This is a genomic window from Cryobacterium glucosi, from assembly GCF_004402235.1.
In the GTDB taxonomy this organism is placed as follows: domain Bacteria; phylum Actinomycetota; class Actinomycetes; order Actinomycetales; family Microbacteriaceae; genus Cryobacterium; species Cryobacterium glucosi.
This window is the reverse complement of sequence record NZ_SOFS01000016.1, coordinates 100,569-123,320: the sequence shown is the minus strand read 5'-3', so window position 1 is coordinate 123,320 and position 22,752 is coordinate 100,569. Positions and strand designations below refer to the sequence as shown.

At 68.2% G+C, this 22,752-nt stretch carries 22 protein-coding genes; 2 read left to right on the top strand and 20 right to left on the bottom strand.

The genetic code is table 11. From position 1 onward, the window contains the following. Positions 1-55: 55 nt before the first annotated feature. From E3O46_RS07175 to recO, 6 genes are all read right to left on the bottom strand, one after another. Entirely contained in the window at positions 56-1,303 is a 1,248-nt protein-coding gene (locus E3O46_RS07175; RefSeq protein WP_241987357.1) for a deoxyguanosinetriphosphate triphosphohydrolase, read from the bottom strand. Beyond that, positions 1,296-2,483 (bottom strand): tRNA dihydrouridine synthase DusB, encoded by a 1,188-nt coding sequence (gene dusB, locus E3O46_RS18670; protein WP_134558464.1) that lies wholly within the window; start codon positions 2,481-2,483, stop codon positions 1,296-1,298. Before dusB ends, E3O46_RS07175 begins: the two co-directional genes overlap by 8 nt. Positions 2,484-2,549: 66 nt before the next feature. Then, positions 2,550-2,678, bottom strand: coding sequence for a hypothetical protein (locus E3O46_RS18845; RefSeq protein WP_277612969.1), 129 nt, complete (start codon positions 2,676-2,678; stop codon positions 2,550-2,552). Beyond that, a complete protein-coding gene (locus tag E3O46_RS07165) occupies positions 2,678-3,361 on the bottom strand; it encodes a DsbA family oxidoreductase (RefSeq protein ID WP_134446039.1) in 684 nt (227 codons plus the stop codon). The genes E3O46_RS18845 and E3O46_RS07165 overlap by 1 nt, the downstream gene beginning before the upstream one ends. Before the next feature lie 53 nt (positions 3,362-3,414). Then, a complete protein-coding gene (locus E3O46_RS07160; protein WP_134561410.1) occupies positions 3,415-4,248 on the bottom strand; it encodes an isoprenyl transferase in 834 nt (277 codons plus the stop codon). After that, positions 4,245-4,967 carry a DNA repair protein RecO gene (gene recO, locus E3O46_RS07155; RefSeq protein ID WP_134446041.1) on the bottom strand — a complete coding sequence of 241 codons (723 nt, stop codon included), beginning with the start codon at positions 4,965-4,967 and terminating at the stop codon, positions 4,245-4,247. Before recO ends, E3O46_RS07160 begins: the two co-directional genes overlap by 4 nt. Positions 4,968-5,094: 127 nt before the next feature. On the opposite strand from recO, the gene E3O46_RS07150 reads away from it, so the two are divergent. Further along, positions 5,095-5,793, top strand: coding sequence for a trimeric intracellular cation channel family protein (locus E3O46_RS07150; protein WP_134446042.1), 699 nt, complete (start codon positions 5,095-5,097; stop codon positions 5,791-5,793). Positions 5,794-5,974: 181 nt separating this feature from the next. Next, positions 5,975-6,709, top strand: coding sequence for a hypothetical protein (locus E3O46_RS07145; RefSeq protein ID WP_198413475.1), 735 nt, complete (start codon positions 5,975-5,977; stop codon positions 6,707-6,709). A gap of 165 nt (positions 6,710-6,874) precedes the next feature. Here the strand turns inward: E3O46_RS07145 and E3O46_RS07140 are convergent, their stop codons facing one another. The 14 genes from E3O46_RS07140 to E3O46_RS07075 form a co-directional block, all read right to left on the bottom strand. After that, positions 6,875-7,318, bottom strand: a complete 444-nt coding sequence (locus tag E3O46_RS07140; protein ID WP_166791039.1) for a DUF2127 domain-containing protein — start codon at positions 7,316-7,318, stop codon at positions 6,875-6,877. Between the two features lie 100 nt (positions 7,319-7,418). Continuing rightward, positions 7,419-9,191: a 2-isopropylmalate synthase gene (gene leuA, locus E3O46_RS07135; RefSeq protein WP_134446044.1), complete on the bottom strand. Its 1,773-nt coding sequence runs from the start codon at positions 9,189-9,191 to the stop codon at positions 7,419-7,421. 224 nt (positions 9,192-9,415) lie between these two features. Continuing rightward, complete coding sequence (locus E3O46_RS07130; protein WP_134446045.1) at positions 9,416-10,825, bottom strand: ABC transporter permease; 1,410 nt, start codon at positions 10,823-10,825, stop codon at positions 9,416-9,418. Further along, entirely contained in the window at positions 10,822-11,583 is a 762-nt protein-coding gene (locus E3O46_RS07125; protein ID WP_134561408.1) for an ABC transporter ATP-binding protein, read from the bottom strand. Before E3O46_RS07125 ends, E3O46_RS07130 begins: the two co-directional genes overlap by 4 nt. 100 nt (positions 11,584-11,683) lie before the next feature. Beyond that, complete coding sequence (locus E3O46_RS07120) at positions 11,684-12,376, bottom strand: response regulator (protein WP_134446047.1); 693 nt, start codon at positions 12,374-12,376, stop codon at positions 11,684-11,686. Continuing rightward, on the bottom strand, positions 12,373-13,668 hold the full coding sequence (locus tag E3O46_RS07115) for a sensor histidine kinase (protein ID WP_134446048.1): 1,296 nt from the start codon (positions 13,666-13,668) through the stop codon (positions 12,373-12,375). Before E3O46_RS07115 ends, E3O46_RS07120 begins: the two co-directional genes overlap by 4 nt. A 105-nt stretch (positions 13,669-13,773) precedes the next feature. Beyond that, entirely contained in the window at positions 13,774-16,347 is a 2,574-nt protein-coding gene (locus E3O46_RS07110; RefSeq protein WP_134561407.1) for a bifunctional lysylphosphatidylglycerol flippase/synthetase MprF, read from the bottom strand. 5 nt (positions 16,348-16,352) lie between these two features. Beyond that, on the bottom strand, positions 16,353-17,615 hold the full coding sequence (locus E3O46_RS07105) for an alpha/beta hydrolase (protein WP_134446050.1): 1,263 nt from the start codon (positions 17,613-17,615) through the stop codon (positions 16,353-16,355). Positions 17,616-17,749: 134 nt separating this feature from the next. Continuing rightward, positions 17,750-18,652 (bottom strand): GTPase Era, encoded by a 903-nt coding sequence (gene era, locus E3O46_RS07100; RefSeq protein WP_134446051.1) that lies wholly within the window; start codon positions 18,650-18,652, stop codon positions 17,750-17,752. Then, complete coding sequence (locus tag E3O46_RS07095) at positions 18,636-19,964, bottom strand: hemolysin family protein (RefSeq protein WP_134446052.1); 1,329 nt, start codon at positions 19,962-19,964, stop codon at positions 18,636-18,638. The genes era and E3O46_RS07095 overlap by 17 nt, the downstream gene beginning before the upstream one ends. Further along, the gene (gene ybeY, locus E3O46_RS07090; RefSeq protein WP_134446053.1) at positions 19,961-20,428 is read right to left on the bottom strand and encodes an rRNA maturation RNase YbeY; all 468 of its coding nucleotides are present in this window, start codon (positions 20,426-20,428) and stop codon (positions 19,961-19,963) included. The genes E3O46_RS07095 and ybeY overlap by 4 nt, the downstream gene beginning before the upstream one ends. Further along, positions 20,425-21,441, bottom strand: a complete 1,017-nt coding sequence (locus tag E3O46_RS07085; protein ID WP_134446126.1) for a PhoH family protein — start codon at positions 21,439-21,441, stop codon at positions 20,425-20,427. The genes ybeY and E3O46_RS07085 overlap by 4 nt, the downstream gene beginning before the upstream one ends. Positions 21,442-21,550: 109 nt before the next feature. Next, positions 21,551-21,940, bottom strand: a complete 390-nt coding sequence (locus E3O46_RS07080) for an HIT domain-containing protein (RefSeq protein WP_134558466.1) — start codon at positions 21,938-21,940, stop codon at positions 21,551-21,553. A 36-nt stretch (positions 21,941-21,976) separates the two neighbouring features. Next, the gene (locus E3O46_RS07075) at positions 21,977-22,750 is read right to left on the bottom strand and encodes a 16S rRNA (uracil(1498)-N(3))-methyltransferase (RefSeq protein WP_134558467.1); all 774 of its coding nucleotides are present in this window, start codon (positions 22,748-22,750) and stop codon (positions 21,977-21,979) included. Positions 22,751-22,752 lie beyond the last annotated feature (2 nt).

The window sequence follows — 22,752 nt, the reverse complement described above, 5'->3', positions numbered from 1 at the left end:
TGAATGTTATCCCGCCGCACGCCCGACTTCGGCACGGGCCGGGTTCTGCACAGGCTCAGTTCTGGATCAGGCGTTCGTACCACGCGAGCGCGGACTGGTCGGTGAGGCTCGCGACCTGGTCGACGACGACGCGCTTGCGGGCCGCATCGTCCGCGGCGGCGTGGAAGTCTTCCTTCGAGCCGGCGTCGAGGTGTTCGTCGCCGGTGGCGAGCAACCGGTCGGCGAGCAGCGTCAGGACCTGGCGCTGCTGCTGGTAGATCGGCTGCCGGGTGTTCTTCGACATCACGAATGCAGCGACGACGCCCTTGAGCACGGCGATCTCGGCTGCGATATTCGGCGGCACCACGACGTGGGCGCCGAAGCGCGCGATGCGCTCGGCCGGGTAGGCCTGGCGGGTGGCATAGACGGCTGCGCCGGAGAAACGACCGATGAGCTGGCTCGTCAGGTTCTTGAGCCGACCCTGGTCACGCCGCCCTGCCGTCCAGCCGCGCAGCCAGGAGTCGAGGGCGCGGAGGCGGTCGTATGCCGCCGCGAGGTCGGCGTGGGAGACGGCGCCGCCGATCCAGGCGTGCATCGAGGAGACGAGCTCGGTGCTCGCGCGGCCGTTCAGGGCGGCGAGGTCGAGGTAGCCGTTGACGACGGCATCCTCGAAGTCGTGCACGGAGTACGCGATGTCGTCGGAGAGGTCCATGACCTCGGCTTCGATGCACAGCATCCGGTCGGGGGCGTCGGTGCGCATCCACGCGAAAGCGGGCAGGTCGTCGGGGTAATACCCGAATTTGGCGCGGCCGCTCGGGTCGGACACGGATTCGCCGGCGGGCCACGGGTACTTGCAGCTCGCGTCGAGGCTCGCGCGGGTGAGGTTGAGCCCGTAGCTGCGGCCGTCGGGGCCGAAGACCTTCGGTTCGAGCCGGGTGAGCAGGCGCAGCGTCTGGGCGTTGCCCTCGAACCCGCCGATGTCGAGGGACCAGGCGTTGAGCGCCTTCTCGCCGTTGTGGCCGAACGGAGGATGCCCGATGTCGTGCGCGAGGCAGGCCGTGTCGACGACGTCGGGGTCGAGGCCGAGGCGTTGGGCGAGCTCGCGTCCGATCTGCGCGACCTCGAGGGAGTGGGTGAGCCGGTTCCTGGCGAAATCGAGTCCGGCGGTCGGGCTCAGCACCTGGGTCTTTGCGGCGAGGCGGCGGAGGGCGCTCGAGTGCAGCAGCCGGGCGCGGTCGCGCGCGAAGTCGCTGCGGCGTGAGCTGTGTTCCTCCGGGAAGTAGCGTTCCTCGTCGAAGCTCGTGTACCCCGATCGGTTAGCCACCGCTGGTGTCCCCTTCGCCCTCGGTGAGCCGGGCGCGTTCGGAGCCGACGAGTTCCTGCGAGTCGAGCCAGTGCTCGGGCAGGCTGGTCTTCTTGGGGCTGCCTGCCCGGCCGCGGGGACCCTCCGCGCCGATGCCCGGGTACTCCTGGGTCGGGTCGAGGGTGCCGAGAAGGTCGTCGAGCTGGGCGAGGGAGACCACGGAGGCAAGGCTGGCCCGTAGTTCGCCGCCGACCGAGTAGCCCTTGAAGTACCAGGCCACGTGCTTGCGCACGTCGCGGCAGGCACGTTCCTCGCTGTCGAAGAATTCGGTGAGCAGTTCGGCATGCCGGCGGAAGGTGTCTGCCACGACGCCGAGGTTCGGCTGGATGAGTGCGGCCCCAGCACCCTCTGCCGGACCGAAGGCCGCCGCGAGATCGCCGAACAGCCAGGGCCGGCCGAGGCAGCCTCGGCCGACGACGACGCCGTCGCAGCCGGTTTCCGCGACCATGCGAACCGCGTCCTGGGCCGACCAGATGTCGCCGTTGCCGAGCACGGGGACACTCGTGATGGCCTGCTTGAGGGTCGCGATCGCCGTCCAGTCCGCCTGCCCGGAATAGTAGTCGGACGCCGTGCGCGCGTGCAGTGCTATGGCGGAAACGCCGGCGCCTTCTGCTGCCCTCGCTGCCTCGAGGTAGGTGAGGTGGTCGGAGTCGATGCCCTTGCGCATCTTGATCGTGACCGGAACGGCGCCTGCCGCGTTCACCGCGGCCTCGACGATGCTCCGAAAGAGGCCGAGCTTCCAGGGCAGGGCGGCTCCGCCGCCCTTGCGCGTCACCTTGGGGACCGGGCAGCCGAAGTTGAGGTCGATGTGGTCTGCGCGGTCCTCGGAGACGAGCATCGTGACAGCTTCGCCGATGGTCTTCGGGTCGACCCCGTAGAGCTGGATGGAGCGGGTGGTCTCACTCTCGTGGTGGTCGATGAGGCGCATCGAGCCCGGGGTGCGCTCGACGAGCGCGCGCGAGGTGATCATTTCACTCACATAGAGCCCGGCGCCGAATTCCCGGCAGAGCCGGCGGAACGCGGTGTTGGTGATGCCGGCCATCGGTGCGAGGACGACGGGCACGTCGAGCGTGAGCGGGCCGATCCGCAGCGCGGGGACCGGCGACGGGTCCGTGCGCGAAGCGGTGAGTTCAGGAGTCATTGGTTCAATTCTCCCAGATGCGGGCGGCCCTGCTGACCCGTGGCAGCAACCCGCACCGATCGAGGCCTAGATTCCGCAGGAATCGCCCTCGCAGCTCCCGGCGCCGGACTGGCCGAGGAGCTGGATGAACGGGGTGACGCGCGGTGCCGGGGCCGCGGTGACGGGGACGGCGGGGACGACGCTGGCATCGGTCATCAACGGTCCTCCCCTGCTGCTGCGGTGGTTCCTGCGGCCTCGTTCTGGTCGGCCTGGGCCTGGCGGAGTGCGCCGGCGAAGGCCTCGGGGTCCTGGGCCCCGGAGATGCCGTACTTCCCGTCGATCACGAAGAACGGGACGCCCTGGATTCCGTAGGCATTTGCCTGGGCTACGTCCGCCTTCACGTCGGCGAGATAGTCGTGGGCGGTCAACGCGCGGACGACATCCGCTCGGTCGAGTCCGATTTCGGCGGCGAGGTCCGCGAGGTCTTCGATGCGACCGACGTGCCTTCCGTCGACGAAGTAGGCCTTGAGCAGGCGTTCCTTCATGTCGAGCTGGCGACCGTGGGCCTTGGCGTAGTGCAGCAGCTCGTGGGATATGACGGTGTTGGTCTGGTGCACCGAGTCGTAGTCGTAGTGCAGGCCGACGCTCTCAGCGATTCCAGTCACGCGGGCGAGCATCTCGGTGACCTGGGCGACGGGGATACCCTTGCGCTCGCTCAGGTAATCGATGGGACTGCCGGCGAAGTCGACCGGGGTATCGGGGGCCAGCTCGAAGCTGTGGTATTCGACCTCGACCGAGCCGTCGAAGAGGGCGGCCCCTGCCTCGAACTTGCGCTTTCCGATGTAGCACCAGGGGCACTGCACGTCGGACCAGATGTCGACCTTGATAGTTTCGCTCACACCCGGTCCAAGCCGCCGGTCCCCCGATCTATTCCCCCTGCCGCGTGAGTGGATCAAACGCTTGGGGTGTCGACCGCCCCGCCGTAGCGGCGGTTGCGGGCGGCGTAGAGCTCGATGGCATGCCACAGCTCCGCCCTGCCGAAGTCAGGCCAGAGGGTGTCGAGGAAGACCATCTCGGCGTATGCGCTCTGCCAGAGCAGGAAGTTGCTCGTGCGCTGCTCCCCCGAGCTCCGCACGAAAAGGTCGACGTCCGGGAGGTCTGCCGTGTAGAGCTGGCGCTGGATCGCCTTCTCGGTGATTCCGGAAGGCTTCAACCGGCCGGAGGCGACCTCCTCGGCCAGCGCGCGGACGGCATCCGTGATCTCGGTGCGCCCGCCGTAGTTGACGCACATCGTCAGGGTGAGTCCGGTGTTGCCCGCCGTGAGGCGCTCGGCGTACTGCAGTTCGTTGATGACGGATGCCCACAGGCGCGGCTTGCGGCCAGCCCAGCGCACGCGCACGCCCCAGTCGTTGAGCTGGTCGCGGCGCCGGTGCAGCACGTCCCTGTTGAAGCCCATCAGGAAGCGGACCTCGTCAGGGGAACGTTTCCAGTTCTCCGTCGAGAAGGCGTAGACACTCAGGTGCTTGACGCCGATCTGGATGGCGCCGGCGACGACGTCGAGGAGCGCGGCCTCGCCGGCCTTGTGGCCTTCGACCCGCGGGAGTCCGCGCGCGTTCGCCCAGCGGCCGTTGCCGTCCATGACGATCGCGACGTGCTCGGGAACGACCTTCGCCGGCAGCGCCGGCGGGTACTGGCCGGTCCAGTCGAGCGGTCGGAACGGCATGGCGTCCTTGTGCGTGAACGGCTTCGGGGCGAAGGGATTCAGCGAGCTGGGCTTCGGGGTCATCGACTGACGTGCTCCAAGGATCGGAGGCCCCGGCCGAGGTGCCACTGCGTGTATGCGGCGACGACTCCGTTGGCCTGGTTCCTGGTCTGCTCTGGCATGGATTCGGCCTGGTCCCAGTCCCCGGCGAGCAGGGAGCCGAGGAGCAGGATGGTCGCCTTGTCCAGCCGGGGCGACCCGGGGGCCGCGCAGTCGTCGCAGACGATTCCGCCGACTTGCACGACGAGCGCGGAGTGATCGCCGAGTGCGCCGCAGCGCGCGCAGCCCTGGAAGCTCGGCGCCCAGCCGGCCATCGACAGGGCACGCAGCAGGTAGGAGTCGAGGGTGAGGCTCGCGCCGTGTTCCATCCGGGAAAGGGAGCGCAGGGCCCCGACCAGGAGCAGGTACTGCTGCAGGGACCCCTCGGCCTCCGTGAGCTTGTCTGCGGTCTCGACCATGGCGCTCGCCGCGGTGTAACTGGCGTAGTCGCCGGAGATCAGGGCGCCGTATGAGCCGATCGACTCGGCCTGGGTGACGATGTCGAGACTGCGGCCCTCGTAGAGCTGCACATCCGCGACCATGAACGGTTCGAGCCTGGCCCCGAATTTGGAGGCTGTGCGGCGGACGCCTTTGGCGACGGCACGGACCTTGCCGTGCTGGCGGGTGAGCATGGTGACGATCCGGTCGGCTTCACCCAGTTTGTGGGTGCGCAGCACGACGGCTTCATCACGGTAAACAGGCACGTCCTATTCTCCCACCCGAGCGGGCTTTGTGGGTCCGGTCCCGGCCGACGCGCCGGTCGAGCGGGTTCCTGCCTCCACGCGCCTGTCGACGGTCAGGAAACCCCGCGGCGGATGGTTTCATTGGAGGGTGCCTCCCATCCTGTTCACGATCCCGCTCTGGATCGACCTGACGGCGGTCGCCATCGGCGCGATCCAGGGGGCCATGTTCGCCGGGCGATTCACCGATCGCCGCTTCGACCTGCTCGGCATCGCCATCATCGGTGTCACTGTCGGCCTCGGCGGCGGACTCCTGCGCGATATCCTGCTCGGCGGGGTGCCCGCTGCCCTGCAGAGCAACTGGTACCTGCCGATCGCAGGCGGATCCGCTCTCCTGGGCATGCTGTTGCAGAGCCTCTTCAACCGCCTCGGCCCGTTCATCATCGCGCTCGACGCTGTGACGATCGGCCTGTTCGCCGCTCTCGGGACGAGCAAGGCGCTCGCGCACGGCCTCCCGGAGATTCCGTCGCTGTTCGTGGGCGTGATCACGGCCGTCGGCGGCTCGGCGCTCCGGGACATGATGCTCAACGTTCCGATCGCCGTCATGCACGTCGGTTCGTTCTACGCTATGGCCGCCGGATTCGGTAGCGCGCTCCTCGTCGTGCTTTTCGAACTGCACGTGGACATCACCATCGCCGCGATCGCCTGCGTGATCGTGACCACGGTGATGCGGATCCTCGCGGCCCGGTACGGCTGGAGCCTGCCAGAACAGCGTGCGATCGGCAGCTGGCCGCGTTGGCGGCGTCGCGTGCGCCCCGCAACGCTCCGCCGCCGTCGCACCCACGACTGAATCCCCCGACCAGGTCCGGAGCGCGGAATTCCGCGGCACCGCAGCTGCAGGGCGGGAATGTGCGGGAGTTGGGCCCACCCAGACGGCGTGGGAGGGACGGAGAAATCGGCGGGATTCCCTCTCGCATTTGTGGGCCCGCGGGGAGACACTAGTGAGGAGTACTCACTTGTCTGGAGGATCCATGAATATGCTGAAGGGCAACTCGCCCGATCCGATGCCGGTGCCCAGCCTGATGCCGGTCCTGTCCCGCGGCAAACACCGCACGCCGCGCTCCGGTGCCTGCTTCATGGAGTTCGCGTCCTACCTCGCAGGCGAAGCGTGGAGTGACCATCCGGCGTGCACGCACCCCCTGGTCGCCTCCCTCGCCCGCATGGTCAACGACTGCACCTCGGACAGTTCCCGGGCCCGCCTGGTGCCCCTGATCCCGTCGGTCATCGGCCTCAAGGGCGACAACCCCCGGGTGCGGCTACTGATCGCGGTCAGGGCCGCGACCGCGGCGCTTCCCGTGAGCAGCTCGGATCACCAGCGTGCGCTTGCCGTCGGGATCCTGAATTGCGAGCGCCAGCTGGAGGGGCTCGATGGCGAGTTGCCCGAAGGACTCGAGGCCCGTATCCGCACCGCGTTCGACGCGGCGCCGGAGACCGAGCGGTGGGCGCGCGAGTTCATCTCCTCCATGGGGGCATGGTCGCGTACCAAGTTCACCGATCGCACGGCGGAGACGATCATCCGGGTCTCGGTTCAGGGTATTGCTGAGGCATGCACCCCGAATCCCGACGACCGCCTGTTCGAGTTGCTGTCCGGGGTGATCGACGATGCGACGCGTGTGCTTGTTTCGACGCAGCCGGCGCAGATGGCGACGTCGGTAGTCGAGCGACCGGCCGAGACACGTCCCGCAGGGGTGCGTGTTCACAGCTGAATCCGGAAGGAAACCAGCCCTTCGGATGTGCAGTTGAACGCAGTTAAGAAACCACAGCGATCGGGGCGATCCGCCGTTGGGCGGATCGCCCCGATTCGCATGCCCCGGTTCACATCCCATGGATCCGTATCGTCAAGGGGCGCTATCGTCCAGGGGCGCTGAGAATCAGACCTGCCGGGCGGTTCGCGGATTGAGTTCACGGTATTCGCGGTAGACGAGAACGACGATTGCGGCATCGAGCGCGGTGATGACGGCCATGCCCACTGTGGGGCGGAGGACGAAGGCGTAGAGCTGGTAGCCGAGGAAGGCGATCAGGATCCCCAGCGCGTACGGATAGGCCCGGTGCCATTTGCGCAGGAGGCAGTAGACGAGAGCCACCTTCACGGCTCCGTGGGTGATGAGGAAGGCGATCAGGAAGCCGGCTCCCGTTGCGGCAAGCTCGGAATCCAGCCGGGCTACGTACTGCGCCAGGAAGCGCATGGCGGAGGAGTCGCCCTCCCCCGCCTCGCCCGCTACTCCCGCGAGCAGGGCGTGGACGAGGGCGGGTGACACCCACAACACGAGTCCGGCGGCGAGTTCGATCACGCCGTCGATGCCCTTGATGCCCACTCCGACGGAATAGAGGCGATCCGTGACCGTCCGAGAACGTCGGGACTCAGTGGGAGTCGAGGCCACCGGATACCTGCCTTCCCGCTGATCGAGCCGGTTCCTAGGCCGGAACACCCGCCAGGGCGAGGTCGCCTGCCACCGCACGGATGCCGCGGTTGACCGCGGAGACGACGGCCTTCAGCGAGGCGGTCGAGATATCGGCGTCGATGCCGACACCCCAGTAGCGCCGGCCGTTGACGTCGAGTTCGACGTAGGACGCAGCCAGGGCGTCTCCGCCGGCGGACATGGCGTGTTCGACGTAGTCGTAGAGCGTGATCGCGATGCCGCGCTCGGCCATGATTCCCAGGAACGCGGCGATCGGACCATTGCCGGCCCCCTCGACGCGCTCGACTCCGTCGTCGTCCCGGAGGTCGACCGTGAGGTCGACACGGCCGCCCAGATCGCTCGAGGTCCGCGTGGAGAACAGTTCGAACCGGCCCCACTTGTCGTCGGGCTGCCCACTGGAACTCGGCAGGTACTCGTCGTTGAAGATCTCCCAGATCTGCTCGCTCGTGACCTCGCCGCCCTCGGCATCCGTCTTGGACTGGACGACCCCGGAAAACTCGATCTGGAGCTTGCGGGGCAGGTCGAGGGAGTGGTCGGTCTTGAGCAGGTAAGCGACGCCGCCCTTGCCGGACTGCGAGTTGACCCGGATCACGGCTTCGTAGCTGCGACCGAGGTCCTTCGGGTCCACCGGCAGGTAGGGAACCGCCCACTGGAGTTCGTCGACGGATCGGCCCTGCGCCGCGGCATCCGCCGCCATGGCTTCAAAGCCCTTCTTGATGGCGTCCTGGTGCGACCCGCTGAAGGCGGTGAAGACGAGGTCTCCTGCCCAGGGACTGCGTTCGGGAACGGGCAGCTGGTTGCAGTATTCGGCGGTGCGCTTGACCTCGTCGATGTTGCCGAAGTCGATCTGCGGGTCGATGCCCTGGGTGAACAGGTTGATGCCGAGGGCGACGAGGTCGACGTTGCCGGTCCGTTCGCCGTTGCCGAAGAGGCAGCCTTCGATCCGGTCTGCGCCGGCGAGGTAGCCGAGCTCCGCCGCCGCGATCGCGGTGCCGCGGTCGTTGTGCGGGTGCAGGGAGATCAGGACGTTCTCACGCTGGTCGAGGTGCCGGGACATCCACTCGATCGAGTCGGCGTAGACGTTGGGACTGGCCATTTCGACGGTCGCAGGCAGGTTGATGATGACCTTCCGCTCCGGGGTCGGCTCGAGGACGGCGATGACCTGGTTGCAGACATCGACCGCGAATTCGAGTTCGGTGCCGGTGTAGCTCTCCGGGGAGTACTCGTAGTAGATCGTCGTGCCGGGGACGGTCGCTTCGAGAGCGCGGCAGGTGCGTGCGCCGAAGAGGGCGATGTCGATGATGCCCTGCTTGTCCTCGCGGAAGACGACCTCGCGCTGCAGCACGCTCGTGGAGTTGTAGAGGTGCACGATGGCCTGCTTGGCGCCGGCGATCGATTCGTAGGTGCGCCGGATCAGGTGTTCCCTCGCCTGGGTGAGCACCTGGATCGTGACGTCGTCCGGGATGGCATCCTCGTCGATGAGGCTGCGCACGAAATCGAAGTCGGTCTGGCTGGCCGACGGGAAGCCGACCTCGATCTCCTTGTAACCCATGCGCACGAGCATGTCGAACATGATGCGCTTGCGCTCAGGGCTCATCGGGTCGATCAGCGCCTGGTTGCCGTCACGCAGGTCGACGGCGCACCAGCGCGGTGCGACTTCGATGTGCTTCGAGGGCCAGGTGCGATCGGGCAGGTCGACCGCGAACTGCTCGTGGTACGGACGGTACTTGTGGATCGGCATCGTCGATGCGGACTGGTTGTTTCTCATGATCGTGATCTCCTCGCTGGGGTTGGGATAGCCAACAACAAACGCCGCGACGAGGGAGGCCTCAGATTAGGACTCGTCGCGGCAGCGAAGGAGGAGCTGACCGAACAACACAAGGGAATGCTAACACCGATTTCCGGCCGGCATCCTGAGAAGAGTCTGAAGCGGCGGTCGACGGATGCCGCGCTCCCGTCGCGGGCGCGGCATCCGTCGCAGGACCACCGGTCTCACCCGGCGGCGAGGGCCGCAATCGGCGCCAGTGACACCGCCCGACGAGCGGGCAGGATCGTCGCCCCGACGGTGAGCACGGCGGTACCGACCACGCAGAGGGTGACGAGGAGCCACGGAATCGACGGCGCCACCAGACCGGCATGGGTGACGGATCCGAACAGTGATTGTGCCGCCGCCCACCCGTATGCGACCCCGAGCACCAGGCCGAGGGTGACGGCCGCCACGGTCATCTGCACGCTTTCGGCGAGGATCATCGCGCGAACCTGCCTGCCGGTGAAACCGAGGGCCCTGAGCAGGCCGATCTCGCGAGAACGCTGCAGCACGCTCAGTGCCAGGTTGTTGATCATGCCGACTGCGGCGATCAGGGCGCTGAAGCCCACGAGCACTGAGATCACGGCGAGGCTGGTCGACACCGTCTCGGAGACGGCCGCACGCGTCACCGGGTCGTCCATCAGCGGCTGCATCATGGTTTCGAAGGTCGATCCCGCGACGGCGAACATGGTGATGAGCGTCACCCCGATGACCAGTCCGATAGTGGTGCGGGCACTGCGCTCCGGGTGTTGACTGGCGTTCGCGACAGCAAGCCGGGCCGGCGCGCTGCCGCCCAGGAACCGGCCGACCAGGCTCAACATGGGCGGCATGATCAGATGCGACCCGAGCACAAGGCCGGTGAACGAGAGCAGGCCGCCGGCAAGTCCCAGCAGCACGCCGTACTCCGTGACCTGCCCGGCCCAGACTCCCCCGGCGAGAAACAGTACGCCCGTGGCCATCAGCACGATCGCGAAGGCATTGCGGCCCGGGCGCCGAGCCGACTCTTCGAGCGTGCGCTCCTGTGCTGCGCCGACAGCCTGCATCGGGCTCACGGTGAGGACCCGGCGAGACCCGACCCACGCTGCGCACCAGGTGGACAACACGACGATGACGACGGGCAAGGCGAGCAAGGGCTCGAGGAGACGGTAGCCGAGATCCGGGATCAGCCCGGCGCCGAAGGCAAGCCGGACACCGGCGAAACTCAGCAGGATGCCGGCGGCGGCGCCCAGCACGGCTCCGGCGAGCCCCACCTTCAGCCCGTCGAGGGCCACGGCGCGGCGCTGGTCACCCGCGCTCGACCCGATCAGGCGCATGAGCGCGATCGTGCGGGTCCGACCGGCGATGACGGTGGCCACCGTGTTGGTGGTCACGATCGCACTCACGTACACCGCAATCGTGATGAACAGGAATGCGACGATCGAGAGGGCTGCACGGACCGCTGCAATGCGGGACACGTCATTGCCACTCACGACGGTGGCGAGCACGCTCGTCGTTTCCAGGAGCAGCACCCCGAAGGCCGATGCGAGCGCCGCCACGAGCAGGCTCGCACCACGGCCGGCGTGCCCGGTGGCGCTGGCGGTTTCGCTGCCGCTCATGCGCACTGCTCCATGCCGAGCATGATGCCGGAGATCTCTTCGGCGGTGGACCGTTCCCGGTCTTCGACGACCCTGCCGTCCGCGAGGAAGAGGATGCGATCGGCGAAGCTGGCCGCGATGGGGTCGTGGGTGACCATGGCGATGCTCTGGCCGTAGCCGGTGCTCGCCGCCTTGAGCAGGGTGAGCACTTCGCGCCCGCTCCGGGAGTCGAGGTTCCCGGTCGGCTCGTCGGCGAAGACCAGCTCGGGCCTGGTGGCCAGGGCCCGCGCGATGGCCACTCGCTGTTGCTGGCCACCGGACAGCTCGTGCGGACGGTGCCTGAGCCGGTCGCCGAGGCCGAGGGAGTCGGTGAGCTGATCGATCCAGTCCTTCTCCGCCGCATCCGGCCGCCGCCCGTCGAGCGCGAACGGCATGGTGATGTTCCCCCGCACGTCCAGCGTCGGGACGAGGTTGAACGACTGGAAGATGAAGCCGATCCGGCGGCGGCGCAGGACCGTCAGTTCCGAGTCGCCCAGGCCGGTGATCTCGGTATCACCGAGCCAAACCCGACCGGAGCCTGCCTCGTCCAGTCCCGCCATGATGTGCATCAGGGTGGACTTGCCCGAGCCGCTCGGTCCCATGATCGCCGTGAACTGGCCACGACGGATGCCGATGGACACGTCGTCGAGCGCCGTTACCGAGGTGGTGGCTGATCCATAGGTTTTACAGAGGTTGGTGACTCTGGCCGCGAGGCCGAGTTCTGCAGATGTGATTTCCATGCTTCAACGCTAGGAATCGCTCCCCCCTCACCGCATCGGGCAGCAGAGGTATCCCGGATGCCGAGGGGATGACTACCGGCCGGACCGGGTCATCCGCTCGTTACTCCGTGAGGCCGTGCTGGAAGGCATACACGACGAGCTGAACCCGGTCGCGGAGGATGAGCTTGGAGAGGATACGGCTGATGTGCGTCTTGACGGTGGCCTCGCTGAGGAATTCACGCGCCGCGATCTCCGCGTTGCTGAGGCCCAGGGCAGCAAGGGCGAAGATGTCGCGTTCGCGGCTGGTCAGTGTGCCGAAGGCCTCGGGTTCCACCGGCTGCGCGGGGGCCGGCGCGTCGAAGTGGGCGAAGAGTTCGCGGGTCGCCGATGCTGCGATGACGGCGTTGCCCGCGTGCACGGTACGGATTGCGGCCAGCAGGAACTCGGGATCCGCATCCTTGAGCAGGAAGCCGCTCGCCCCGCCCCGGATAGCCCTGCTCGCGCTTTCGTCGAGTTCGAAGGTCGTGAGGACGACGATGCGCGGCGGCATCACGCCGGCAGCCTCGGCCGCGGCCAGAATGGCGACGGTCGCGTCGATCCCGTCCATCACGGGCATCCGGATGTCCATCAGGATCACGTCCGGACTGACTGCGGCCGCCATGGTGACGCCAGCGGCGCCGCTGCCCGCCTCGCCGACGAACTCGAGGTCGGCCTGCGAAGATACCAGCATCCGGATCCCGGCACGGAAGAGCGCCTGGTCGTCGACCAGGGCGACACGGATGCGCGGGGCGTCCGCCGCCGCGACCTCGCTCATGCACGCACGTCCGTGGCCTGGACCGGACGCACGACGGGCCCCGCCATGATGGCCGGCAGGTGTGCCGCGACGCGGAAGTACCCTTCGTCGGGCTCTGCGGTCAGCGAACCGCCGGCGAGGAGCGCCCGTTCCCGCATGCCGGGCAGGCCGTGGCCGATCTCCACCGCGTGCGTCTCCCCGACGCCGGCCACCCCTGGGGCCACGGTGGACGGCGCGATCCGGAGGGCATTGTCGATCGTCACCGCGACCCAGTCGGTCGTCCAGTCGAGTCGGAGAGCCACGGTCCGGCTGGTGTCACCGTGCCGGAGTGCGTTGGTGAGCGCCTCCTGCACGATCCGGTAGACGGCGAGCTGGGCGCCGGAGCCGAGCGTGGCCGGCGTGCCGGTCGTCGTCCAGTGGATGTCGAGTCCCGTGCCGCGCATCTGCTCGACGAGGCGGTCGAGGTCGGCGAGCACGGGTTGCGGTCCGCTGACCACGTCCTGCCGCAGCCGGGCGAGCAGGATCCGGACATCTCCGAGGGCCTCCCGTGCGGTTGTGGAAATGGTGATGAGCGCCTCGTCGACGGCGTCCGGGTTCTGCGCCCTCGAGTAACGGGCGCCGTCGGCCTGGGCGATCACCACGGCAAGCGAGTGTGCGACGACGTCGTGCATGTCCCTGGCGATGCGGTTGCGCTCCTGTTCGACGACCACGGCACGCTGGGCCTGGCGCTGCTCCTGCTCGGCGCGGTACTGGGTGAATCTGCTGTCCCTTGCGGCCTGCCGGGAGCGCTTCAGCAGACCCAGGGTCCAGGAGAGGCCGAGAACGGCCAGGCTGACAAAGGTCAGCATCGCCGTCGACCAGACCAGGGCGCCGATGTCCCCCTGCGCGAGCGCTGTGCCGAGGTGTCCCACGCCGCGTTGTGCGACCGCGAGGTAGACCCCGGCCACCAGCGCGCCGACAGCGACCGAGATCAGGCCGGCCCTGCGCGTGGCCGGTCCGGCATAGGCCGCCGTGACGTAGAGCACGGCCAGGACGGCCACGTCACCGCCGAGCACCGGCTCGCCCGCGAGCATCTGTCCGGTCGCGGCCAGCCAGGCGAGGGTGAGGGCCAGGGCTGGCGAGAACCGGCGCACCGCGAGCGCCGCAGCGAACCCGACCAGGACGAGGACGGTCGCGGGGCTGCCCGAGTCGACCAGGAGAAGGAGCAGGAAGAAGAGGCCGGCGATGACGATGTCGAGGGCGAGCGAACGACGGGGAATCACACGGATCCAGCGGTACCGTGCGACACGCGTGGACACTCCCGGCTCGACCATCCTCCCAGCCTACGACCCCGTGACGGACCGCCAGGGGGCGCCGCAGGAACGTCATCCCTGAGTGAACCGGAAATCCTCCGAGCGATGTAGTCCCGTCAGGTCAGGTCAGGTCAGGCTCCTGGCGAAAGCAAGGGCTTCCCGCACGGAGAGAGCCGGCAGATACGCGCGTGCAAGTGCGAGCCCGATCGCAGGAAGGGCGACCGGGTCGGGGTAGGCCATGAAGAGCGGGTGGAATTCGGGCTGGAACTTCCGTTTGAAGGCGAGGAGCGAACGGAACCCGTAGACGGGCTCCAGGCTGCGCCCGAGGAAGTCGATGAACCGGGAGGCGAGGCTCGACGCCCGGTTGTCTCCGTCGCCCGCGCCGGTCTGGGCGAGCGGGGCCGCCGAGAGGCTCAGGAATTCGATTTCCGGCTGTTCGCTCATCTGCCGGGCGGTCTGCGCGATCAGGAATTCCATCACGCCGTTCATGCTGTCCGGGCGCCGCCGCATGAAGTCGAGCGTCCAGCCGATCACCTTCCCGTCCCGGTAGCTCGGGAGCCAGCTCGTCACCGCGTGCACGACCTGGCCTTCATCGATCGCCAGCATGAGCCGGACCGCGGGGTCACGGAGCTCGTCGAGTCCGCCGAGGGTGAAGCCCAGTTCGGGGAGTTCCTTCTCCTGCACCCAGAGCTCGGAAATCTCGGAGATCTGCACGTTCTCGAGCACGGGAAGCGCGCGGTACGTCGTCCATTCCGCGCGCACTCCGGCACGTTCCGCCCGGTTGATCGACGAGCGGATGTCCTGCCACTTCTTCCCGGTTGTGTCCCAGGTCCGGGGCCTCAGGATCGTCTCTTCGCCGATCCCCATGGTCTGCCAGCCCATCCGGGCGAAGGTCGCCTGCCAGCTGCCGTGCAGGCTGTAGAAGACCGGGACCCAGCCGTGGTCGTCGCACATGATGGCGAAGTCGGCGATCGCCCGCGCGGCGTCTTCGACGGGTCCGACCGGCTCCGTCGTGGTGATGGCGACGCCGGCCTCCACGCGATACGCGATCGCGGTCGATCCGGAAGCGTTGAACCACAGTGAGTTCCCCTCCCACGTGGTCATGTATGCGAGGGAGCCTCCACCGCCCCTGCTGAGGATGGCCCGCAGCCGGGCCGCGTCGTCGCTCCGGCCGCCGGCGACGGTGCTGCGCATGCACTGGATCGCCCCGATGATGACGATCGCCCAGAACACCGGTCCGACCCACTGGTAGAGCAAGGTCGACGCCCAGTCGGTCGGCAGGAAGGAGAGTCGTTCGAGTCGGAGGAATCCGACGGGAATGAACCGCTCCGGCACGTCGCTGACGAGGTCCACGAGGTTCACGGCGGGGGTGAACCGGTCGCTGAGCGCGAGTCCCCCGATGACGTACACGGCCGCGAGGCCGAAGAAGGAGACCACGGTCGTCACGAAGAAGCGGCGGAGCCTGCCCGGCCTGCTGCGCACGGGGAAGCGACGCAGGTTCACGATGATCAGCACGGCAGTTGCAAGCGGAACCAGCACCGACACGACGAGCACGACGGCGACCTCCCAGTACTGGAAGGAGCGCCAGTGCCAGACGTACGGCTGGCCGGAGATCGGCAGGAGGCCGTAGTACCAGGCGCCGAGAACGGCCATGCCGGTGTTCACGACGATCGCGAGCCAGGCCGCGAATCGTCTGCCCCGCAGGACTCCGAAGGCGGCGACAAGAAGGGTGAGGAGCGGCAGCAGCGAGACGAGCACCGGCCCCACCCCGGCGACCCTCTCGAGGGTTAGTTCGTGCACGCACTGCCGGGTGATATCGCCCAGGAGGCACCGGTCCACGACATCGGTGACGGAGGGCACGCCCTGGGTGAGCAGGAGTCCGAGCGGAGCGAGGAGGCCGAAGCGCGTTCCGGAGAAGATCGTGATGACCGGGCCGACGGCGAGGATGCCGAGCACGGACGCGAGGAGTGTCCGCGTCTCGCGGTGCGAACTGCGGCGCCAGGTCAGGTCGATCCGCCGGGGCCGGAAGACGGCCCCGAGCGCGAGACCGGCGAGGGCCCCGAGAAGGCGGTACACGTCTGAGGGCTGGCCGGAGTAGAGCACGAGCACGAGGGCAACCATCAGGGTGAATACGCGGATGCGTCGCCGCCAGAGCGGCCCTGCGAAGCTGCTCGCCGCCATGATCGTGCCGAAGATCGGCGTGAACGGGTCGAGCGCCCAGAGTTCGCTGACGCCCCGTGACCACATCTCTCCGCTCGCGACACCCGCGTCCTGGAGCAGGAGACCGATCCCGGTGCCGAGGATGGCCGTCGACAGGAAGGCGATGACCGTTCGGCCACTGCCGAGGAGATGCTCGGCATAGCCGAGGACCACGAGGGTCGCGAGGATCGCGAGCAGGAGTTCCGCGAGATTGTCCACGAGGAACACGCTCGTGATCGGCGACCACCAGTGCCCGCCGTCGATGACCGACTCGTATCCGGTCCCGAACCAGAGCCGGATCCACCGCGACGGCCCCTGGACGATGCCCGTCGAGAGTGCGAGGACGAGCAGGATGAGCGCGTAGCCGAGGGACACCGGCTGTGTCCTGAGCCGTCGCCAGACGACCCGGATGGTCACGGCGAGACCGGCTCCGGCCCGGGAGAACCACCCGGTTTCGGCTGTTCCGCCGGCACCGTGGGAGCCTTCGGTGGACGTCGACATGGCGTTCACGGGGTCACCGCGAGTCCGGTGCGGGCCGCGATCAGCGGCAAAGCGGTCGTCCAGGCGAACTGCACGGTGTGCCAGTCGTGCGCGGTCCCTGGCGAGACGATCAGGTCCGTGCCTGCGCCGGCCGCGGTCGCCGCGGCGTCGAGGGTGTTCGCCCAGGCCAGGAAACGCGTGTCACCTGCCCCGACGGCGAAGATGATGTGCAGGTTGGAATAGGGGGCGTGCGCAGCGAGGATCGCGGCCGGCGCGGCGGCCGCGTAAGCGGTGGCACTGCCGGCGAACGCGGTCTGGATCGTGTGGGCGGCATCCCCGTTCCTGGGCACGAGCTCGCCTGAGATGTCGAGAATGGTGCCGAAGAGCTCCGGGTGCGCGGCGCCGAGCTGGATGGAACAGGTGCCGCCCTGGGAGAACCCCGCAATGGTCCACCCGGCGGGGCTTGCGGCGACCGAGAAGGTGGACCGGATCCAGGCGGGCACGTCGACAGTGAGGTAACTGGCACTGTTGCCGAGCACGGAGTCGACGCACATGGGGTTGCGGTCCGCTGCCCCCAACTGGTCAGGGACGACGACGATGGGCGTCTGGCCGGCGTGGGCGGCGGCGTACGTGTCGAGGATCGCGTCGAGTTTCCCTGCGGTGAAGACGTCTGCCGGTGTTCCCGGCTGGCCGGATAGCATCACGACGACGGGGAGCACGGGAGGATGTGCCGTGCGGGCGGCGGCCGGCAGGTACACGATGGCCGGGCGGGCGTCGAAGCCGGATACGGTTGCCGGAATCGTGACGGTGCCGATGCTGCCCGCGGTCTCCCCCACGCTGCTCGCCGTTGCGGCGGTCGCGCCCACGTCGAGTGCTCCGTAGAGCGGAACTCCGAGTGCCGCGCGCACCGTGGTGTACTGCCCGAAGTCGGCGTTGATGCCGGCCGCGGCGGCGAGGAGGCAGAGCGGAATCAGGGCGATCGCGACGCCCCGCCGCCAGCCACGGCCGGTCAGGCTGTTGATCGCGAGACCGATCCCGGCGAAGACGGCCACGACCCAGCCGCGGGTCACCATCGACAGCGACACACCGAACAGGTCCCAGACATCGCTCGTCAGCCAGGCGAGGACCCAGCCGAAGAGCGCCCCTGCTGAGAGACTCGCGGCGACACGGAAGAAGACGATTCCGCTGTACCGGCGGACGAGCACGAGGAGGACGGCGAGTCCGGCAAGAACGTAGAGGACCACGACGACGGGCCCAGCAACGATGCTGGTGTCAAGCAATGCGGCCATTTCGGTTTCCTCCCTCCCTACCCTCACACTCCGAGGGACGGCCTTCCCGCCAAATCGCGGGTTCTGAGCAATAGCTCAGGGAAGGATGCTGGCAGGCCTGCCCGTCCCCAGCAAAGGTTCAGGGCGGCGAACCCCTAGAACCCGAGGCGACCGAGCTGCTTCGGGTCGCGCTGCCATTCCTTGGCGACCTTGACCCGGAGGGACAGGAAGACCCGCTTGCCGACGAGGGGTTCGATCTGCTTGCGCGCCCGCACCCCGACGTCCTTGAGCCGGCTGCCTGACTTGCCGATGATGATGCCCTTCTGGCTGTCCCGCTCGACGAAGAGGTTGGCGTAGACCTCGACGAGTTCCTGGTCGTCGCGTTCGATGATGTCGTCGATCGTCACGGCGATGGAGTGCGGCAGTTCGTCGGTGACGCCCTCGAGCGCCGCCTCACGGATGTACTCGGAGATGCGCGATTCGAGGCTTTCGTCCGTGACGGCATCCGCGGGGTAGAGCGGCGCGTCGGAGAGCGGCAGGAGGCGCAGGAGCTCGGCGGCGAGGATGTCGAGCTGGATGCGGCTCGTCGACGAGATCGGGACGATCGCTTCCCAGTCCCGGAGTGCGGACACCGCGAGCAGCTGGTTCGCGACGCTCGTCTTCGAGGAGAGGTCGATCTTGGTCACGATCGCGACCTTGCGGGCGCGCGGGAAGTTGTCGAGCTGCTCGTTGATGAAGCGGTCCCCCGGGCCGATCGGCTCGTTGGCGGGGATGCACAGGCCCACCACGTCGACACCGGCGAGGGTGGACTGGACGAGGCTGTTGAGTCGCTCGCCGAGCAGGGTCCGCGGCTTGTGGATGCCCGGCGTGTCGACGAGGATCAGCTGGCCGTCCTTCTGGTGCACGATCCCGCGGATGGCCCGCCGGGTCGTCTGCGGCTTCGACGAGGTGATGGCGACCTTCTCACCGACCAGGGCATTGGTGAGGGTCGACTTGCCGACGTTGGGTCGGCCGACGAACGACACGAACCCCGCCCGGAATTCATTTTCTGTGGTCATGGCCGTTTACTCCCTCATCGTCCGTCACTCCGAGGAATGCGGTCTGCGCTTCGATCAGCGCTTCGTCTCGTTGGACCAGCACTGTGCTGATCCGTTTGCGGCGGCCCTCGGTGCGTTCCGCGGTGAGGACCAGCCCGCTCGTTCGTGCGACCGACCCGGCAACGGGCAGTCGTCCGAGGGCCTTGGCCAGCAGTCCGCCGACCGAATCGACCTCGTCGTCGTCGAGTTCGAGGTCGAACAGTTCGCCGAGTTCATCGACCGGGAGCCGGGCGCTGACCCGGAACCGGCCGTGGCCGAGGTCTTCGACCTCGACGACATCACGGTCGTACTCGTCGGAAATGTCGCCGACGAGTTCTTCGATCAGGTCTTCAAGCGTGACCAGGCCCGCTATGCCACCATACTCGTCGACGACCATGGCGAGGTGGTTCGACTCGAGCTGCATCTGCCGGAGGAGCTCGTCGGCCTTCTTCGACTCGGGGACGAACACGGCGGGCCGGGCGAGGTCGCCGACGGTGAGGCTCTCGATGTTCGGCGGTCGCTCGTAGACGAGCCGGGCGACGTCGCGGAGGTACACGATGCCCGTGACATCGTCGACTTCGCCGTCGATGACGGGCACTCGGGAGAAGCCTTTGCTCAGGAAGAGGCCCATCGCCTCGCCGAGGGAGGCATCGACCTCCATCGTCACCATGTCGGTGCGTGGGATCATGACCTCGCGGACGACGGTGTCGTTGAACTCGAAGATCGAGTGGATGAGTTCCCGGTCATCCTCCTCGAGGACGTCGAGCTCGGTGGCCTCGTCGACCATGCTGAGCAGCTGGTCTTCCGAGGTGAAGGTCGCGAGCCGGGTGCGCCCCGGGGTGACCCGGTTGCCGAGGGCGACGAGGGCGTTCGCGATCGGCCCGAGCAGTACGCGCAGGAAGTGCACGAGCGGCGCGGTCCCGGCCAGCAACCCGTCCGGGTGCGCCCTGCCGACGCTGCGCGGACTCGCGCCCACGAGAACGAACGACACGGCCGTCATCAGGGCCGCGGACAGCACGAGGGCGAGCCAGAGCTGCTCGATCGTGGTGGCGAAGACGAGGGTCACGAGTACCGCGGAGGTCGTCTCTGCGATGATCCGCATGAAGCTGATCGCATTGAGGTGGGCGCCGGTGTCTGCGGAGATCGCGCGGAGGGACCGTTTCGCCCGGTGTGTCTCGGCGAGCTCGGCGATGTCGACGCGGGAGAGGGCGAGGATGGCGGAATCGACGGCGGCCATCAGGCCGCCGAAGGCGACCAGGACGATGGCCGCCACGAGAAACCACCCGATGCTCATCGCGCGCGGCGGCGTTCCTGCATGGCGAAGCCGATCAGGATGTCGCGCTGGATCCCGAACATTTCCTTCTCCTCGTCGGGCTCCGCGTGGTCGAAGCCGAGAAGGTGCAGGATCCCGTGCGCGGTCAGCAAGAGGAGCTCGTCAAGGGTCGAGTGCCCGGCCGTCTCGGCCTGGCCCTGGGCGACCTGCGGGCAGAGCACGATGTCACCGAGGAGGCCGGCCGGTGTTTCGGCGTCTTCTGTGCCAGGCCTGAGTTCGTCCATCGGGAAACTCAGGACATCGGTGGGCCCCGGTTCATCCATCCACTGCACGTGCAGCTGCTCCATCGCGCCCTCGTCGACGAGGAGGATCGCGAGATCGGCGTCGGCGTGCACGTGCATGGTGTCGAGGGCGAAGGCCGCGAGGCGCTGGAGCGCGACCTCGTCGACCGGGATGTCGGATTCGTTGTTGATTTCAATGCTCATGAGGGTCTCCGTTTCGGAAAGCGGTCGCGGATGCCGCCGGGTCGTTCTGGGCCGCGCTTGACGAACTCGTGGGCCTGTTCGCTTTCGATGCGCTGCGCCTGCCTGAGTGCGTCGTATTCGGTCCACGCGTCGACGATCCTGCCGACGAGGGAATGGCGTACGACATCCGCGCTCGTCAGGCGCACGAAGCGGATGTCGTCGACCGTATCGAGCACCCGGGTCACCAGGCGCAGCCCGCTCGTGCCTGCGGGCAGGTCGATCTGGGTGACGTCGCCGGTGACGACCATCTTCGACCCGAAGCCGAGCCGGGTGAGGAACATCTTCATCTGTTCCGGCGTGGTGTTCTGCGCCTCGTCGAGGACGACGAAGGAGTTGTTCAGGGTGCGGCCGCGCATGTAGGCGAGCGGGGCGACCTCGATCGTGCCGGCCGCGAGCAGTTTCGGCAGGAGTTCCGGCTCCATCATCTCGCCGAGCGCGTCGTAGAGCGGACGCAGGTAGGGGTCGATCTTGTCGGTCAGGGTGCCGGGCAGGAAGCCGAGGCGTTCCCCCGCTTCGACGGCCGGACGGGTGAGGATGATCCGGTCGACCTCCTTGCGCTGCAGGGCCTGGACAGCCTTCGCCATCGCGAGGTAGGTCTTGCCGGTTCCGGCGGGGCCGATCCCGAAAACGATCGTGTCGGTGTCGATGGCATCGACGTATTCCTTCTGGCCGATCGTCTTCGCGCGGATGCTCTTGCCCCGTGAGGTGAGGATCGGCGGCCCGAGGCGAACGGAGGGGCTCGAGGTGCTGTCCTCGCCGAGCATGCGGGCGCTCGACTCGACCTCGGCCGGCGCGAGGTCACGGCCCTCGCGGATCATCACGAGCAATTCTTCGATCAGACGGCGGGCGGCGGCGACCTGGCTCGGCTCACCGGAGAGCGTCATCTCGTTGCCGCGGACGTGCACGCTGACCGCGGGGTGTTCCTTCTCGATCGCGCCGAGCAGCCGGTCCTGCGCGCCGAGGAGGCGCACCATGGCGACCCCGTCGATGAGGATCCGGGTCTCGACCGTCGTTTCGGACGGGAGCGCACCGGAGGGCAGGGACGGCACGGACTTCTCTGACGGCTCAGACGGCTCAGACGGCTCAGACGGAACCAAGTGTTCCCTCCCCGAGCGAGCCGGTCGCCCCGTCCTCCGACGGTTTCAGGGCGAGCACGTGGGCGTGGACGTGGAACACGGTTTGTCCGGCGGCGGCGCCGGTATTGAAGACGAGGCGGAACTGGCCGTCGGAAAGCTCGGTGGCGACCCGCCCGGCGACGGCGACGAGCTCGGCAAGGAGTCCGGGGTCGCCGGCAGCGAGTTCGACGACGTTGCGGTACGCCTCCGTCTTGGTCGTGACGACGATGTGCACGGGGGCCTGCGGGTTGATGTCGACGAATGCGATGATGCGTTCGGTCTCGGCGACGATGGTCGCGGGGATGTCGCGCGCGACGATGCGGCTGAAGACGGAGGGTTCTGCGCCGGTTTCTGACATGGTCCTATCTTAAGCGGCAGGTCGCCCTGCCGGGGGTCACCACCGGTCGAGGGCGGCGTTGAGCACGGCGAGGGCGGCGGGCCCGGCCGTCGACGTGCGCAGCACGGTGTCGCCGAGGCGCACCCGCACGGCCCCGGCGGCTTCGAGCATCTCGAGTTCCGAGGCGGCGATGCCACCCTCCGGACCGACGACGAGCACGATGTCCCGCGCCGCGGTTGCCTGGGAATCGGCCGCGTCGGCCGCGTCGTCAATCGACGGCAACCGGGTCAGCCGGATGTCGGCGGTGGGCTCGAGGAGCAGCATCCGCGTGCCCCGCGCCAGCACGGCAAGTTGTTTGGTGCTCGTGAGGTCTGCGACCTCGGGAAGCCAGGGCCGGATCGATTGCTTGGACGCCTCGCGTACGATGGCGCGCCAACGCTCCCGTCCCTTGGCGACCTTCTGGCCCTCCCAGCGTGTCACCGAGCGGGCGGCCGCCCACGGAACGACGCCGTCGACGCCGAGTTCGGTCGCGGCCTGCACCGCCATCTCGTCACGGTCGCCCTTGGCGAGTGCCTGCACAAGGCGGATGCGCGGGCTCGGCCTCGCGATGTTCCGCGCGCTGTCGACCCGCAGGGCCAGCCGTCCGGGCTCCGCTTCCTCGACGGTCGTCTCCAGGAGCAGGCCGGACCCGTTCCCGGCGAGCAGGTGCTCCCCCGGCCGGACCCGGCTCACGGTGACCGCGTGCCTGGCCTCGGCACCGGTGATGGTCGCGACGGCTCCGACAGGGCAGTCCTCCGCGCGGAGGGACTCGTCGATGAAGAAGTGCGCCATCC

What these genes read in the sequence shown, in the direction of transcription:
- dusB (WP_134558464.1), bottom strand. Translation starts at nt 2,483, where the DNA reads ATGACTCCTGAACTCACCGCTTCGCGCACGGACCCGTCGCCGGTCCCC.
- E3O46_RS18845 (WP_277612969.1), bottom strand. Translation starts at nt 2,678, where the DNA reads ATGACCGATGCCAGCGTCGTCCCCGCCGTCCCCGTCACCGCGGCCCCG.
- E3O46_RS07160 (WP_134561410.1), bottom strand. Translation starts at nt 4,248, where the DNA reads ATGACCCCGAAGCCCAGCTCGCTGAATCCCTTCGCCCCGAAGCCGTTC.
- E3O46_RS07145 (WP_198413475.1), top strand. Translation starts at nt 5,975, where the DNA reads ATGAATATGCTGAAGGGCAACTCGCCCGATCCGATGCCGGTGCCCAGC.
- leuA (WP_134446044.1), bottom strand. Translation starts at nt 9,191, where the DNA reads ATGAGAAACAACCAGTCCGCATCGACGATGCCGATCCACAAGTACCGT.
- E3O46_RS07130 (WP_134446045.1), bottom strand. Translation starts at nt 10,825, where the DNA reads ATGAGCGGCAGCGAAACCGCCAGCGCCACCGGGCACGCCGGCCGTGGT.
- E3O46_RS07125 (WP_134561408.1), bottom strand. Translation starts at nt 11,583, where the DNA reads ATGGAAATCACATCTGCAGAACTCGGCCTCGCGGCCAGAGTCACCAAC.
- E3O46_RS07120 (WP_134446047.1), bottom strand. Translation starts at nt 12,376, where the DNA reads ATGAGCGAGGTCGCGGCGGCGGACGCCCCGCGCATCCGTGTCGCCCTG.
- E3O46_RS07115 (WP_134446048.1), bottom strand. Translation starts at nt 13,668, where the DNA reads ATGGTCGAGCCGGGAGTGTCCACGCGTGTCGCACGGTACCGCTGGATC.
- E3O46_RS07110 (WP_134561407.1), bottom strand. Translation starts at nt 16,347, where the DNA reads ATGTCGACGTCCACCGAAGGCTCCCACGGTGCCGGCGGAACAGCCGAA.
- E3O46_RS07105 (WP_134446050.1), bottom strand. Translation starts at nt 17,615, where the DNA reads ATGGCCGCATTGCTTGACACCAGCATCGTTGCTGGGCCCGTCGTCGTG.
- era (WP_134446051.1), bottom strand. Translation starts at nt 18,652, where the DNA reads ATGACCACAGAAAATGAATTCCGGGCGGGGTTCGTGTCGTTCGTCGGC.
- E3O46_RS07095 (WP_134446052.1), bottom strand. Translation starts at nt 19,964, where the DNA reads ATGAGCATCGGGTGGTTTCTCGTGGCGGCCATCGTCCTGGTCGCCTTC.
- ybeY (WP_134446053.1), bottom strand. Translation starts at nt 20,428, where the DNA reads ATGAGCATTGAAATCAACAACGAATCCGACATCCCGGTCGACGAGGTC.
- E3O46_RS07085 (WP_134446126.1), bottom strand. Translation starts at nt 21,441, where the DNA reads ATGGTGCGCCTCCTCGGCGCGCAGGACCGGCTGCTCGGCGCGATCGAG.
- E3O46_RS07080 (WP_134558466.1), bottom strand. Translation starts at nt 21,940, where the DNA reads ATGTCAGAAACCGGCGCAGAACCCTCCGTCTTCAGCCGCATCGTCGCG.
- E3O46_RS07075 (WP_134558467.1), bottom strand. Translation starts at nt 22,750, where the DNA reads ATGGCGCACTTCTTCATCGACGAGTCCCTCCGCGCGGAGGACTGCCCT.